This is a genomic window from Microcella frigidaquae (genome assembly GCF_014200395.1).
In the GTDB taxonomy this organism is placed as follows: domain Bacteria; phylum Actinomycetota; class Actinomycetes; order Actinomycetales; family Microbacteriaceae; genus Microcella; species Microcella frigidaquae.
In genome coordinates this window covers 2,324,973-2,337,735 of sequence record NZ_JACHBS010000001.1, presented here as the reverse complement: position 1 = coordinate 2,337,735, position 12,763 = coordinate 2,324,973, and the positions used below count along the sequence as shown (strand labels likewise).

Here is a 12,763-nt window from a genome sequence, read left to right as displayed (position 1 = left end):
CTCGTTAACGTGCCGAGGCGCGCGACGGTCTAGCGGGCGTCCAGCCGCTCGATCGAGCCGAGGATCATGTCGCGCAGCTCGCTGGGCGCCTTCTCCTGGCACGCCTCCTTGACCTTCGTGGTCAGGGTGACGCCGACGAGGTGCTCGGCCGAGCAGTCGTCGCAGTTCGCCATGTGGTCGCGGATGTCCTGGCACTGCTGAGGGCTCAGCTCGTTGTGCAGGAACTCCTCGAGCTCCGCCTTGGCCTTGTCGCAGCCGCAGTCGGTCATCGAGTGCTCCTTCGGGTCGGGGCGGTGCTCGCGGTCATCCCGCGCTCGCGCGCGTAGTCGGCGAGCAGCTCGCGCAGCAGCCGGCGGCCACGGTGCAGCCGGCTCATGACGGTGCCGACGGGGGTCTTCATGATGTCGGCGATCTCCTGGTAGGCGAATCCCTCGACGTCGGCGAGGTAGACGGCCAGGCGGAAGTCCTCGGGGATCGCCTGCAGGGCGTCCTTGACCGCGCTCGCGGGCATGCGGTCGATCGCCTCGGCCTCGGCCGAGCGCGAGGCGCTGGAGGTGGCTGACTCGGCCCCGCCGAGCTGCCAGTCCTCCAGGTCGTCGATCGTGCCCTGATAGGGGTCGCGCTGCTTCTTCCGGTACACGTTGATGAACGTGTTGGTGAGAATCCGGTAGAGCCACGCCTTGAGGTTCGTGCCCTGCTCGAACTGCCCGAACGCGGCGAAGGCCTTCACGAAGGTCTCCTGCACGAGGTCCGCGGCGTCGGCGGGATTCTTGGTCATCCGCATGGCCGCACCGTAGAGCTGGTCCATGAAGGGCAGCGCCTGCTCCTCGAAGAGGCGGCGGCGCTCGGCGAGCTCAGCGGTCGTGTCAGCCATCGCCCGCGAGTCTAGCGAGGGGTTCTCGGCAGCGGCCGCGCGCGGAGCATCCAGCAGCAGCGTCGTCATGCGTCTCCTCACGGATGCGGGGCCTTCGCCGCCCTCGGGCGACGCTCGGGCACCGGTGCGGTGCCGTTACCCTGATAACCGATGCAGGTCTTCACGTATTCCGGCGCCCGGTTCTCGCCCTACGGCGACGAGCAGCGCCCCGGCGACTCCGCGGCCCTCCCCGACGACGGCGATTGGCTCGCCCCGCGCGCGACGGGCCCGCTCGCCGCCCGCGTCAGCCTGCCGGGCTCGAAGAGCCTGACCAACCGCGAGCTCGTGCTGTCGGCCCTCGCCGACGGCCCCTCGCTGCTGCGCCGACCGCTGCACTCGCGCGACTCGATGCTCATGATCGAGGCACTGCGCTCGCTGGGTGTGCAGATCGAGCAGGTCGCCGGCGACGGTGCGTACGGTCCCGACCTGCGCATCACCCCGCCGGCCGAGCTGTCGGGCAGCACCTCGATCGACTGCGGACTCGCTGGCACGGTGATGCGGTTCCTGCCCCCCGTGGCCGCGCTCGCGCTCGGGCCCGTCGCGTTCGACGGCGACGAGGCCGCGCGCCGACGGCCGATGCGCACGACGATCGACTCGCTGCGCGCGCTGGGCGTCGACGTGAACGACGACGGCCGTGGAACCCTGCCGTTCAGCCTCTGGGGCGCCGGAGCCGTGCGCGGCGGTGAGATCGCGATCGACGCATCGGCCTCGAGCCAGTTCGTGTCGGGGCTGCTGCTGGCCGCGCCGCGCTTCACGGAGGGGCTCGTGCTGCGGCACACCGGCGAGCGTCTGCCGTCGATGCCGCACATCGAGATGACGGTCGCCGCTCTCGCCGATCGCGGGGTCACTGTCGAGAGCCCTGAGCCGGGCGTCTGGGTCGTGCCGTCCGCCCCGATCCGCGCCCGCGAGGTCGCGATCGAGCCGGACCTCTCGAACGCCGCGCCTTTCCTCGTTGCGGCCGTCGTCGCCGGCGGCACCGTCGCCGTCGAGGGCTGGCCTACGAGCACGACGCAGGTGGGGGCCGACCTCGAGACTCTTCTCCCCCGGTTCGGGGCGACCGTGCGGCGCGAGGGCGATGCGCTCATCGTCGACGGCGGGGCGGGGCTGCTGGGCGGAGCCCGCGTGCCCGGCGTCGACCTCGACCTGTCGACCGGCGGCGAGCTCGCTCCCGCCCTGGTCGCCCTCGCCGCGCTCGCCAGCAGCCCGAGCACGATCACGGGCATCGGTCACCTGCGCGGCCACGAGACCGACCGGCTGGCCGCGCTCGCGGCCGAGATCACCGGGCTCGGCGGTGCGTGCACCGAGCTCGACGAGGGGCTCGCCCTCGAGCCGCGTCCGCTGCACGGCGGGCCGTGGCGCGCCCACGAGGACCACCGCATGGCGACTGCCGGCGCGATCATCGGCCTGGCCGTCGACGGGGTGCGGGTCGACGACATCGGCTCGACCGCGAAGACCCTCCCCCAGTTCCCCGAGTTGTGGCACGGGATGCTCGACCAGGGCGCCGACCCCGCATGAGCTGGCTGCCGCCCGACGACGACCCGGACGACCCGTACGGGCAGTTCGACGAGTCGCAGGTGAGATCGCGCCCCAACCCGAAGGCGAACCGGCCCCGCTCGAAGCAGCGGCCCGCCCATGACGACGCCGTGGTCGGCCGCGTCGTCACCGTCGACCGCGGGCGCTACCTCTGCCTCGTCGACGAGGATGCCCCCGCCGAGCGCTCCGTCATCACCACCCGCGCCCGCGAGCTGCGCTCGACCGCGATCGTCACCGGCGATCGGGTCGACCTGGTCGGTGACACCAGCGGGGCCGAGGGCTCGCTGGCCCGCATCGTGCGCGTGCACGAGCGCCGCACCCTGCTGCGCCGCAGCGCCGACGACACCGACGCCGTCGAGCGGATCATCGTCGCGAACGCCGATCAGCTGATGATCGTCGTCGCCGCCGCCAACCCCGAGCCGCGGCCCCGCCTGCTCGACCGGTACCTGGTGGCCGCCTTCGACGCGGGCATCGAGCCGCTGCTGGTGATGACGAAGACCGACCTCGCCGACCCCGCCCCGTTCCTCGCGCAGTTCCGCGGGCTCGACCTCCGAGTGGTCGAGAGCCGCTCCGATGACCCGCCCATCGCCGCGCTCATGGCGCTGCTGGCCGATCGCACCACCGTCGCCGTCGGGCATTCCGGTGTCGGCAAGTCGACCCTCGTCAACGCGCTCGTGCCCGACGCGCACCGGGCGACCGGCGTCGTCAACGCGGTCACCGGGCGCGGCCGCCACACCTCGTCCTCGACAGTGTCGCTCCGCCTGCCAGGCGGCGGCTGGATCATCGACACCCCCGGCGTCCGGTCGTTCGGGCTCGGCCACGTCGACACCGCCAACATCCTGCGCGCCTTCGGCGACCTGGCCGTGGTCGGCGAACGCTGCCCGCGCGGCTGCACGCACCTGCCCGACGCTCCCGACTGCGCGATCGTGGAGGCCGTGGCCGCCGCCGAGCTCGGCGCGCACGGGGCCGAGCGGCTCGACTCGCTGCAGCGGCTGCTGGCCACCCTGCTGCCCGGCGCGGGCCGGGCGGGCGCGGATACGCTGAACGCGTGAGCTCCGCATCCCCCGCCCCCGATGACGCCCCCGGCCCCGCGCGCGATGCGACAGCCGACCCCGTGACCGACCTCGAGGCCGATCTCGCGGCCGACCTCTCCCTCGCGTTGAGCCTCGCGGAGCGGGCGGACGCCGTCTCGCTCGCGCGGTTCCGCTCGGTCGACCTGCACGTCAGCACGAAGCCCGACCGCACACCGGTGACGGATGCCGATCAGGCGGTCGAACGGGTGATCCGCGAGGGTCTCGCGAGCGAGCGCCCCGACGACGGCATCCTCGGTGAGGAGTACGGCACGGCAGTCGGCACCGGTGCCGGCACCCGCCGGCAGTGGATCATCGACCCGATCGACGGCACCGCGAACTTCCTGCGGGGGGTGCCGATCTGGGGCACGCTCATCGCCCTCGCGGTCGACCGGGTGCCCGTCGTCGGCGTGGTCAGCGCGCCCGCACTCGGGCAGCGCTGGTGGGGAGCCCGCGGGCTCGGCGCCCACGCGGCCGCGAACGGCGCCGCTCCGCGCCGCTTGCGGGTGAGCGGCGTCGCCGCGCTCGGGGATGCGGTGCTCAGCTACAACAGCCTCCCCGGCTGGGACGAGGCCGGGCGCCTCGAGCAGATCATCGGCCTCACCCGCTCTGTCTGGCGTGCCCGCGCGATCGGCGACATGTGGTCGTACATGCTCGTCGCCGAGGGTGCTATCGACATCGCGGGCGAGTTCGACCTGCAGCCCTACGACATGGCGGCGCTGCAGCCGATCGTCGAAGAGGCCGGCGGCCGGTTCAGCTCGGTCGACGGCGAGGCCGGGCCCTGGCACGGCAGTGCCCTCGCGACCAACGGGCTGCTGCACGACGAGGTGGTGCACCGCCTGCGCCCCTGAGTAGGCTCGTCGTGAGCATCCCGTACCCGGTGCGGGACCTCACCACCCCGACACTGAACGAAAAGAGCCTCCCGTGACCACCGACACCCGTGCCCCCTGGATGCGCGCCCTCTCCCTCGTCGCCGTCACGACGGCGGGCCTCACTCTCGCCGGCTGCAGCCTCCTGCCGACCTTCGGCGGCGGCACCGCCACCCGCGATGACAGCGGGGAGGTCGTCGAGGGCAACGACAGCACCGACGTCTTCACCCTCCAGGTCGGCGACTGCCTCAACGACGCCACCGCGTCGGAGACCGTCGAGACGATCCCGACCGTGCCGTGCTCCGAGCCGCACGACAGCGAGATCTACGCCTCGTACATCCTCCCCGGCGACACCTTCCCCGGCAGCGACGCGGTGATCGAGCAGGCCGACGCGGCGTGCCTCGAGGCATTCCCCGGCTTCGTCGGCATCGACTACTCCGACTCGATCTACTACTACAGCTACTACTTCCCGACCGAGGGCAGCTGGGCCAACGGCGACCGCGAGGTGCTGTGCACCATCTACGACGAGGCGGGCCAGGTCACCGGCTCGCTCGAGAACATCGGGCGCTGAGCATTCTCGTCACCCTGCGTCGGCGGTCGTCGATCGCGCTCGTCGCGATCGGCGCCGCCGTCCTGCTTGGCGGATGCGCGGTCCTCGGCCCCGCCGTGCCCTCCGACGCCCCCGTGCGCGATGACGAGGGGCAGATCGTCGAGCCGAACGAGCAGACCGACGCGTTCGCCCTCGAGGTGGGCGACTGCCTCGACGACGCCACTGCGGAGGGTGCCGTCACCACCGTGCCGACGGTGCCCTGCGCCGAGCCCCACGACAGCGAGGTGTACGCGGCCTTCACGCTGAACGAGTCGGCCTATCCCGGAGAGCGGGGGCTGCAGGGCAAGGCGCAGGTGCTCTGCCTGCCGGCGTTCGAGGAGTTCGTCGGCGAGCCCTACCTCGACTCGCGGCTCGACTTCGCCTTCTACTACCCCACCGAGGCGAGCTGGGCGGCGGGCGACCGCGAGGTGCTGTGCGTCGCCTTCGACCCCGAGGGGCCGGTCTCCGGCTCGCTGCGGGGCGTCACCGACTGATCGGCTCGCGCGCGAGCTCGATGACGGACTTGCCCCGCGTCTGCTGACGGGCGAGTCGGTCGATCGTGTCCGTCGCGCGGTCGAGCGGCACGACCTCGTCGATGGCGGCGCGGAGCGTGCCGTCGGCCAGCATGGCGAGCAGCTCGGCGAGGTCGTCGCCGTTCTCGCGCTGCATCACCGGGACGAGCCGGTGGCGCACCCACGGGTTCACCAGCAGCGCGCGCAGCTGCCGGTCGCTTCCCCGCAGCAACGGGCCGCCGGCGTTGTCAGCACCGACGATCGCGAGGGTGCCGCGCTCGGTGAGCGCCCGACGCAGCACGTGCAGGGCGCGACCGTCGGCGGCGTCGATCACGACGTCGAAGCGCCCCCACGCGCGCGGGTCGGAAACCGCGCGGTAGTCGATCACGCGCTCGGCTCCGAGCGAGCGCACGAACTCGGCCTTGGCCGCGCTGGCGAGGCCCGTGACGCGGGCGCCGGCCGCGACGGCGAGCTGGGTCATGAACGAGCCCACGCCGCCACCGGCGCCGATCACGAGCACCTCCTGCCCGGGTGCGACGCGCGCCGCGTCGCGCACGGCCTGCAGGGCGGTGCTCGCGGAGACGGGCAGCGTCGCGGCGTCGGTCATCGAGACACTGTCGGGGATGCGGGCGAGCTTCGACGGGTCGGCCACGACGAGCTCGGCGAAAGCACCCCAGGCGGTTCCGGCCACGCGGTCGCCGACCGCCAGGCCCTGCACGGTCGCGCCGACCTGCTCGATGATGCCGGCGTAGGCAAGCCCGATGACGGCCTGGCGCGGACGCCGGAGCCCGAGAGCGAGACGCACGGCGAAGGGGTCCCCCTTCATGAGGTGGATCGTGCCCGAGTCGGGGCTCACGGCCAGGACGCGCACGAGTACCTGCGCGGCCGTCGGCGTGGGGGTCGGAACCCGGTCGAGGCGCAGCACCTCGGTTCCGCCGTACGCGTGCTGGGTCAGGGCGGTCATCGTGGCGGATGCGGTGGTGGTTGTCATTCCGGGTCTCCTGCGGTCGAGGCACCGTCGCGAGCGGCTGCGATGGTGGGGCTGAGGGGGTAGCTGAACACCTCGTCGAGTCGCACGCCGAGGGCGTGCGCGATCTGGAAGGCGATCTCGAGCGAGGGCGAGTACTTGCCCTGCTCGATGGCGATGATGGTCTGCCGGGTGACGCCGACCCGCTCGGCGAGCTCAGCCTGGGTCAGCTCGCCGGCGGCGAACCGCAGGGCGCGGATGCTGTTGGTCACCCTGGTCGGCTTCACCATTCGGCCATCCCCCGGCGATAGAGCGCGACCTTGGTGATGCCCTCGAGCAGCGCCGAGAGGGCGAAGCCCAGGAAGATCGCCTGCGCGATCCAGAACGTGTCGGCCTCGAGCATCGCGAGGATCAGCGCGGCGAGCGCGCCGATCACGAGAACCCCGCGCGCGGTGAACTCGGCGCGGGCCCCGATCTGCTTGTCGCGGACATCCCGGACGTGCCCCTCTCGGCGCGCGGTGATGCCCGCGATGATCGAGATCACGATCATGACGATCACGCCGACTCCGATGCTGCCGAGCATCGCGTCGACGTATGGGGTGTCGGGCATCGGGGTCGACGACGCGCGCGTCAGCAGCACCGCGACGTACCCGATGAGGGTGAGCAGCGAGACGGGCAGCCCGGCCCAGGCGATCTTCTCTTCGTAGACCATGGCGGCCTCCTTCGCGGTCATGTCAAGAATGCTTGACATGGCGAGAGTAAAGCAGCCATTACATCATGTCAAGTTTTCTTGACTTTTTTCCCTTTCGGCGCGAGCGGCGCGGGCGGCACTGCGCGGCGCGGCCGCAGCACCGCCGCCGCCAGACCGGCGAGCATCACGGCCCCGCCCACAAGCTCAGCCACGGCCGGCACCTCACCCTGCACGAGCCACGCGGTCAGGATGCCCACCACGGGCACGAGCAGCGTGAAGGGCACGACCGCGCTCGTGGGGTAGCGCGCGAGCAGCGAGTTCCAGATGCCGTAGCCGATGAGGCTCGCGAAGACCGCCGTGTAGACCGTGCTGCCGACCGCCACCCACGACAGGCTCGTCAGCGCCTCCCAGACCACCGGAGGCGAATCGACGATGAGGGAGAGCGCGAATGCCGGCAGGGGGACGACGAGCCCCGACCACACGACCAGCGACAGCCCTGACGTCGCCTGCGCCCGCCGGGCGAGCACGTTGCCGATCGACCACGCGAGGGCGGCTCCGAGGGTGACGACGAGGGGCAGCAGCGGTGCCGCCTGCGTGTGCGCGGTGATCACGACCGCGAGCCCGGCCATGCCGATCAGCACGCCGACGAGCTGACGCCGGGTCGGGCGCTCGCGCAGCACGACGGCCGCGACCGCCAGCGAAAACATGACCTGCGTCTGCAGCAGCAGCGAGGCCAGGCCCGGCGGCATCCCGAGCGCGAGGGCGAGGTACAGCAGCGCGAACTGGCCGAGGCTCAGGAAGCCGCCGACGAGCAGCAGCTGACGCCAGCCGATGCCGGGCGGCTTCAGGAAGAAGACGGCGGGGACGCACACCACGAGGAAGCGCAGGGCGAGGAAGAGGAGCGGAGGGACATCCGCCTGGCCCGCATCGATGACGACGAAGTTCGCGCCCCAGATGACGACGACGAGCAGCGCCAGCAGGCTGTGGCGCAGGCTCACGGCTGGTCGACGATGTCCTTGCCCAGGGGCAGCAGAGCCACCGGCACCATCTTGAGGTTCGCCCAGGCGAACGGGATGCCGATGATCGTGATGGCCAGGGCGATCGCGGAGGTGATGTGCGCGAGCGCGAGCCACCAGCCGGCGAGGATCACCCAGATGATGTTGCCGAGCACCGACCACACTCCGGCGTTCGGCTTGTCGACGATCGTCTTGCCGAAGGGCCAGAGCGAGTAGACGCCGATGCGCCACGCGGCGATGCCCCACGGGATCGTGACGATGAGGATGAACATCACGAGGGCCGCTGCCGCGTAACCGAGGAACAGCCAGAACCCCGAGAGCACGAGCCAGATGATGTTGAGGAGGGTGCGCATGCGCCCAGTCTGTCAGGCCCCGAGCACCGTCAGAACCTCGCCCTGAGGGAAGTCGACGACCTATCATGAACAGGGAGGCGCGGCACCGTCGCGGCTCGGCTCGGCACCACCCCCGCCCGCGCCCGAGGAGGCGACCGTGACCTGGAGCCCGCAGCGCCATGCCGCCCGCCGGGGTGCCGTTCGCGCGATCGGCGGCGGGCTGATCGGGATGCTCGCGGCGAGCATCCTCGTGACGGCCGCACCCGCACCGGCTCTGGCCGTGGTGCCGCTCACCCCCGACCGCGGGCCCACGACGGGCGGCACGACCGTCACCGTGCCGGTTCCCGGCGCCGACTCGTTCACCGCCCTGGCCGTCGGCGCCTCGCACACCCTCGGCATCGACGCCGAGGGCAACATCTGGGGCTGGGGCGAGAACCTTGATGGTCAGCTCGGCGACGGTTCGCTGACCCCCGTGCGCGAGATCCCGCACCAGAGCACGCGGAACACCTTCTTCATCGGGATCGCGGCCGGCACCTCGTCCTCGATGGGGCTCGCCGCTGACGGCGCCCTCTACACCTGGGGCGACGATGACGACGGACAGCTCGGACTCGGCGCAGAGACCACCGATGCGCGCTCACCGATCCGCGTGCCGGCGGTACCGGAGATCGCGGCGATCGCCGCAGGCGACCGGTTCGGCCTGGCGCTCGATCGCGATGGCGGCCTCTGGGCATGGGGCCGCAACGCCGACGGCCAGCTGGGTCTCGGTTCGGCCGGAGCGCCCGCGCTCTCTCCGCAGGAGGTCTCCGGCGCACCGGCCTTCGTCACCATCGCCGCCGGGGCGCGCCATGTCCTCGCGATCGATGAGCAGGGCGACCTCTGGGCATGGGGCGACGACAGCCACGGGCAGGTCGGCAACGGCGTCGATGCGGGCGACGTGCTCGAGCCCGAGAGGATCACCAGCGGCGGCGGGTTCGTCGCTGTCGCGGCGGGCGACCGGCACTCGCTCGCCGTCGATACTGACGGCGGACTGTGGGCCTGGGGCGACGACACCTACGGCCAGCTCGGAACCCCCGGCTCCGCCGATGCCGCCCTGGCGCCCGTGCCTCTCGGCCTGGTCACCGCCGTGGACTCGATCTCGGCCGGGGCGCTGCACTCGCTTGCCATCACGGTGGAGGGCGAGGTGCTCGCGTGGGGCAACGACGGGAACGCCCAGCTCGGCAACGGCGCCGGGAGCGCCGACGTGACCGCACCGACCGCGATTGACACACAGCGAACCCTCATCGCGGTGCAGAGCGGACCCGTGGGGTACTTCAGTGCCGCCCGCGATGACAACGGGGACGTCTGGACCTGGGGCAGCGACGCCTTCGCGCAGCTCGGCAACGGTGCCGCATCCGCCCCCGTCGATGCGCCGGTGCAGGTGACCGAGGACAGCCAGTGGGTCGATATCGCCGCCGGAGGCCTGCACACGATCGCGATCGATCAGGACGGCGTGCTGTGGGGGTGGGGAGCGAACTCCGAGGGTTCGGCAGGGACGGGCGATGGGGCCATCCCCGTCCGCTACCCGACACGGATCACCGTGCCAGCACGTTTCACCGATGTCGCCGCGGCGGGTCTCCATTCGCTCGCCCTCGACGACACGGGCACGATCTGGGGCTGGGGTCGCAACGATGACGGGCAGGTCGGTGACGGCGGAGCACCCTTCGACGTCATGACGCCGCGCGCCATCTCGAGCGGGGTCGTGTTCACGGCCATCAGCGCCGGGGACTTCCACTCCGCCGCGCTCGACAGTGAGGGGAACATCTGGACCTGGGGGCTCGACGCCTACGGCGAGCTCGGCAACGGGCCCGGCGGCGTGGGGGTCGTCCCTGTTCCGCAGCAGATCACCTCGGGCGTGACGTTCACGGCCGTCGAGCTCGGGCGCGAGGCCGCTATCGCCCTCGACGCCGCCGGCAACATCTGGACCTGGGGAGCCGACACGTCCCAGAGACTTGGAAATGGCCCCGAACACGGCCCTGTTGATGTGCCGACGCAGGTAACGAGTGGCACCCGCTTTACGGCCATCGACATGTCCTCGTTCCACGGCGTCGCCTTGGACAGTACAGGTCGACTGTGGAGTTGGGGGGACGGGCTTCTGGTCGGTGACGGCTCAACGCCGGGAGAGTACGTCGACGTACCCGAACTCTCGCCAACGACCACCGTCTTCACCGCTGTATCGACGCGGCACACGGCCACGCTCGCACTCGACGAGCTCGGACGGTTGTGGGCGTGGGGACGCAACGACGACGGGCAACTCGGCAACGGGGAGGGGGACACGAGTGTCGCCGTGCCGACCGTCAGCGATCCCGACGTCCGGCTCGCCTCCATCGACGCGGGCACCTTCCACTCGGTCGCCATCGGCCTCGACGGAAAGTCCTACGCCTGGGGCTCCGGCGAGCAGAGTCAGACCGGCGTCGGGCCTCGAGACGATCAAGACCCGGTGGTCTCGCCGTACCGAATCGGGGGCACGACCACGATCACCTCGATCGAGTTCGACGGGGTCGCCGGCACCGCGCTGACGAGGCTGAGCGAGACCCGCGCGCGAGTGGTCACTCCGGCAGGCGCACCCGGAGCCACGACGGTGACCGTCGCCTATCTCGTCGATGGCATCGCCCGCCCGGACCTCCAACTCGGCGAGCGCTTCATCTACGTCGCTCCCCCGCCTTCGACGCCAGATCCGGCACCAGACCCTGAGCCGCCCGTGAGCAATCCACCTGGCAGCGGCCCACCCATCAGCAGTACACCCATCAGCGGGCAGCCCGACACCGCGATGCCCACCGACGGGGATGCGGAGACCTCTCCCCCCGACGATGGAGAAGCAGGCGCCGAGAGATCTGACGAAACACCATCGACCGTCGACGTCTCGACAGGGGACGGAGCCGAAGCCGGCTGGGGCGTTCCGCCGTGGCTCGTGCCTCTGCTGGTTGTGCTGGTCCTGCTGTTCCTAGCGGCTGGCATCACGGCCGCGGCCATGCGACGGTCTCGCCGGTAGTGGCCTGCGAGGGCAGTTTCCACAGTGCGTGACAACGACCAGTGGTGGAGATGGGGGGAATTGAACCCCCGTCCATCGCTGTGAGCCGGAGCCTTCTACGGGCGTAGTCTGCTGAATCGTTCTGCTCGGCTCCGACCTTTGTTGCAGACCCCTAGGTCGACGAGCCCAGCCTCAGTGAAAGTCCCGCGTGCACCTGAGACGCAGGCACGCAGCGAGCCTCCTGGATGACGCCAGACACCGGGGCGGAGACGAACCCGGGCTGACGGACTTATCTACTCTGCCTTAGGCGGCGAGAGCGAAGTCGGTGCGCTTAGCATTGGCACCTGTTGTTTGCAGAGATCGTTTACGAGATAACCCTGCATCCTCGACCCGCTTCTCACCGTTTCGCAGGCGATGTCGAAACCGATCATCCCCTCGGTCGCTCGCGTTGCCGTGGTGGCCAGGGCGTCGCTCGAGCGGGTCATTGTCACGCACTGTGGAGTTGCCGTACCCGGCCGAGCCGGGCGTTCATGCGCCATATCGGACGCAGCCCTACAGTATACGTCACCACCGACCCTCCCGCGAAGGAGCCGCCATGACCGACCTCACCCTCACCGTGCACGGCAGCGCCCGGGCCGAGCTCGCCCCGGAGCGCGCGACCGTGCGGTTCACCGTGGCGAGCGACGGCCCTGAGCGGGATGCGGTGCTCGAAGCCGCGCGCGCGGCCCTCGGCCGCACCACCGCGGCGCTCGAGTCGCACGCCGCCGGCTCCGCGATCGAGTGGTCGGTAGACCAGCTCACCGTGACCGCCCAGCGCCCCTGGACCAACGACGGCAGCCAGGCGCCGCTCGTGCACCGCGCGAGCGCGCAGGGGCGTGCACTGACGCCGAGCGACGCGGCGGCCGTACTCGTCGACGCGCTCGTCGGGGAGCCCCTGCTGACGGTCGACGGCATCGAGTGGACGCTCACCGACGCGAGCCTCGCGGCGGCCCGGGCCGACGTGCGGGCCCAGGCGGTCGCCGACGCGGTCGAGGCCGCGGAGACGCTGGCTTCCGCGGTGGGGCGGCCGAGCATCCGTGTGACGGCCCTCGCCGACCCGGGAATGCTCGACGGTGGCAGCAACGGCGGCGGGCCGCAGCCGCGCTTCGAGAAGGCGATGGCGATGGCCGCCGATGCCGGCGGTGGGTTCACCCTTCAGCCCCAGGCCATCGTGGTGGAGGCCGCGGTCGACGCGCGATTCACCGCGGAGTGAGCGTTCTCGAAG

14 protein-coding genes and 1 other RNA gene are annotated in these 12,763 nt (G+C 71.5%); 7 read left to right on the top strand and 8 right to left on the bottom strand.

What is annotated here, in order from left to right:
- Positions 1–29: 29 nt before the first annotated feature.
- Together BJ959_RS11490 and BJ959_RS11485 are read right to left on the bottom strand one after the other, a co-directional pair.
- Entirely contained in the window at positions 30–269 is a 240-nt protein-coding gene (locus BJ959_RS11490; protein WP_153981960.1) for a zf-HC2 domain-containing protein, read from the bottom strand.
- Positions 266–943 (bottom strand): sigma-70 family RNA polymerase sigma factor, encoded by a 678-nt coding sequence (locus BJ959_RS11485; protein WP_153981959.1) that lies wholly within the window; start codon positions 941–943, stop codon positions 266–268. The genes BJ959_RS11490 and BJ959_RS11485 overlap by 4 nt, the downstream gene beginning before the upstream one ends.
- An 81-nt stretch (positions 944–1,024) precedes the next feature.
- Here BJ959_RS11485 and aroA point away from each other — a divergent pair, with 81 nt between their 5' ends.
- The 5 genes from aroA to BJ959_RS11460 all read left to right on the top strand — a co-directional run bounded on the left by aroA (position 1,025) and on the right by BJ959_RS11460 (position 5,468).
- Entirely contained in the window at positions 1,025–2,428 is a 1,404-nt protein-coding gene (gene aroA, locus BJ959_RS11480; protein WP_153981958.1) for a 3-phosphoshikimate 1-carboxyvinyltransferase, read from the top strand.
- On the top strand, positions 2,425–3,498 hold the full coding sequence (gene rsgA / locus BJ959_RS11475) for a ribosome small subunit-dependent GTPase A (RefSeq protein WP_153981957.1): 1,074 nt from the start codon (positions 2,425–2,427) through the stop codon (positions 3,496–3,498). The genes aroA and rsgA overlap by 4 nt, the downstream gene beginning before the upstream one ends.
- 62 nt (positions 3,499–3,560) lie before the next feature.
- Positions 3,561–4,367, top strand: coding sequence for an inositol monophosphatase family protein (locus BJ959_RS11470; RefSeq protein ID WP_153982018.1), 807 nt, complete (start codon positions 3,561–3,563; stop codon positions 4,365–4,367).
- 73 nt (positions 4,368–4,440) lie between these two features.
- On the top strand, positions 4,441–4,956 hold the full coding sequence (locus BJ959_RS11465) for a septum formation family protein (protein WP_153981956.1): 516 nt from the start codon (positions 4,441–4,443) through the stop codon (positions 4,954–4,956).
- 95 nt (positions 4,957–5,051) lie between these two features.
- The gene (locus BJ959_RS11460) at positions 5,052–5,468 is read left to right on the top strand and encodes a septum formation family protein (RefSeq protein ID WP_165878980.1); all 417 of its coding nucleotides are present in this window, start codon (positions 5,052–5,054) and stop codon (positions 5,466–5,468) included.
- Here BJ959_RS11460 and BJ959_RS11455 read toward each other — a convergent pair.
- Genes BJ959_RS11455 through BJ959_RS11435 form a run of 5 tightly spaced genes read right to left on the bottom strand, consistent with a single transcriptional unit; the run spans position 5,458 to position 8,513 of the window.
- Complete coding sequence (locus BJ959_RS11455) at positions 5,458–6,477, bottom strand: NAD(P)-dependent alcohol dehydrogenase (RefSeq protein ID WP_153981954.1); 1,020 nt, start codon at positions 6,475–6,477, stop codon at positions 5,458–5,460. The two genes, BJ959_RS11460 and BJ959_RS11455, sit on opposite strands and share 11 nt — an antisense overlap.
- The gene (locus BJ959_RS11450) at positions 6,474–6,743 is read right to left on the bottom strand and encodes a helix-turn-helix transcriptional regulator (RefSeq protein WP_153981953.1); all 270 of its coding nucleotides are present in this window, start codon (positions 6,741–6,743) and stop codon (positions 6,474–6,476) included. Before BJ959_RS11450 ends, BJ959_RS11455 begins: the two co-directional genes overlap by 4 nt.
- Positions 6,737–7,186 carry a hypothetical protein gene (locus BJ959_RS11445; RefSeq protein WP_183321985.1) on the bottom strand — a complete coding sequence of 150 codons (450 nt, stop codon included), beginning with the start codon at positions 7,184–7,186 and terminating at the stop codon, positions 6,737–6,739. The genes BJ959_RS11450 and BJ959_RS11445 overlap by 7 nt, the downstream gene beginning before the upstream one ends.
- 47 nt (positions 7,187–7,233) lie before the next feature.
- Complete coding sequence (locus tag BJ959_RS11440; RefSeq protein ID WP_153981951.1) at positions 7,234–8,142, bottom strand: EamA family transporter; 909 nt, start codon at positions 8,140–8,142, stop codon at positions 7,234–7,236.
- Complete coding sequence (locus tag BJ959_RS11435; protein WP_153981950.1) at positions 8,139–8,513, bottom strand: YccF domain-containing protein; 375 nt, start codon at positions 8,511–8,513, stop codon at positions 8,139–8,141. Before BJ959_RS11435 ends, BJ959_RS11440 begins: the two co-directional genes overlap by 4 nt.
- Positions 8,514–8,649: 136 nt before the next feature.
- Between BJ959_RS11435 and BJ959_RS11430 the strand changes: the two genes are divergently transcribed.
- On the top strand, positions 8,650–11,520 hold the full coding sequence (locus BJ959_RS11430; protein WP_153981949.1) for an RCC1 domain-containing protein: 2,871 nt from the start codon (positions 8,650–8,652) through the stop codon (positions 11,518–11,520).
- 42 nt (positions 11,521–11,562) lie between these two features.
- On the opposite strand, the gene ssrA is transcribed toward BJ959_RS11430, so the two are convergent.
- Positions 11,563–11,934, bottom strand: a transfer-messenger RNA (tmRNA) gene (gene ssrA / locus BJ959_RS11425).
- 160 nt (positions 11,935–12,094) lie between these two features.
- Here ssrA and BJ959_RS11420 point away from each other — a divergent pair.
- Positions 12,095–12,751 (top strand): SIMPL domain-containing protein, encoded by a 657-nt coding sequence (locus tag BJ959_RS11420; RefSeq protein ID WP_153981948.1) that lies wholly within the window; start codon positions 12,095–12,097, stop codon positions 12,749–12,751.
- Positions 12,752–12,763 lie beyond the last annotated feature (12 nt).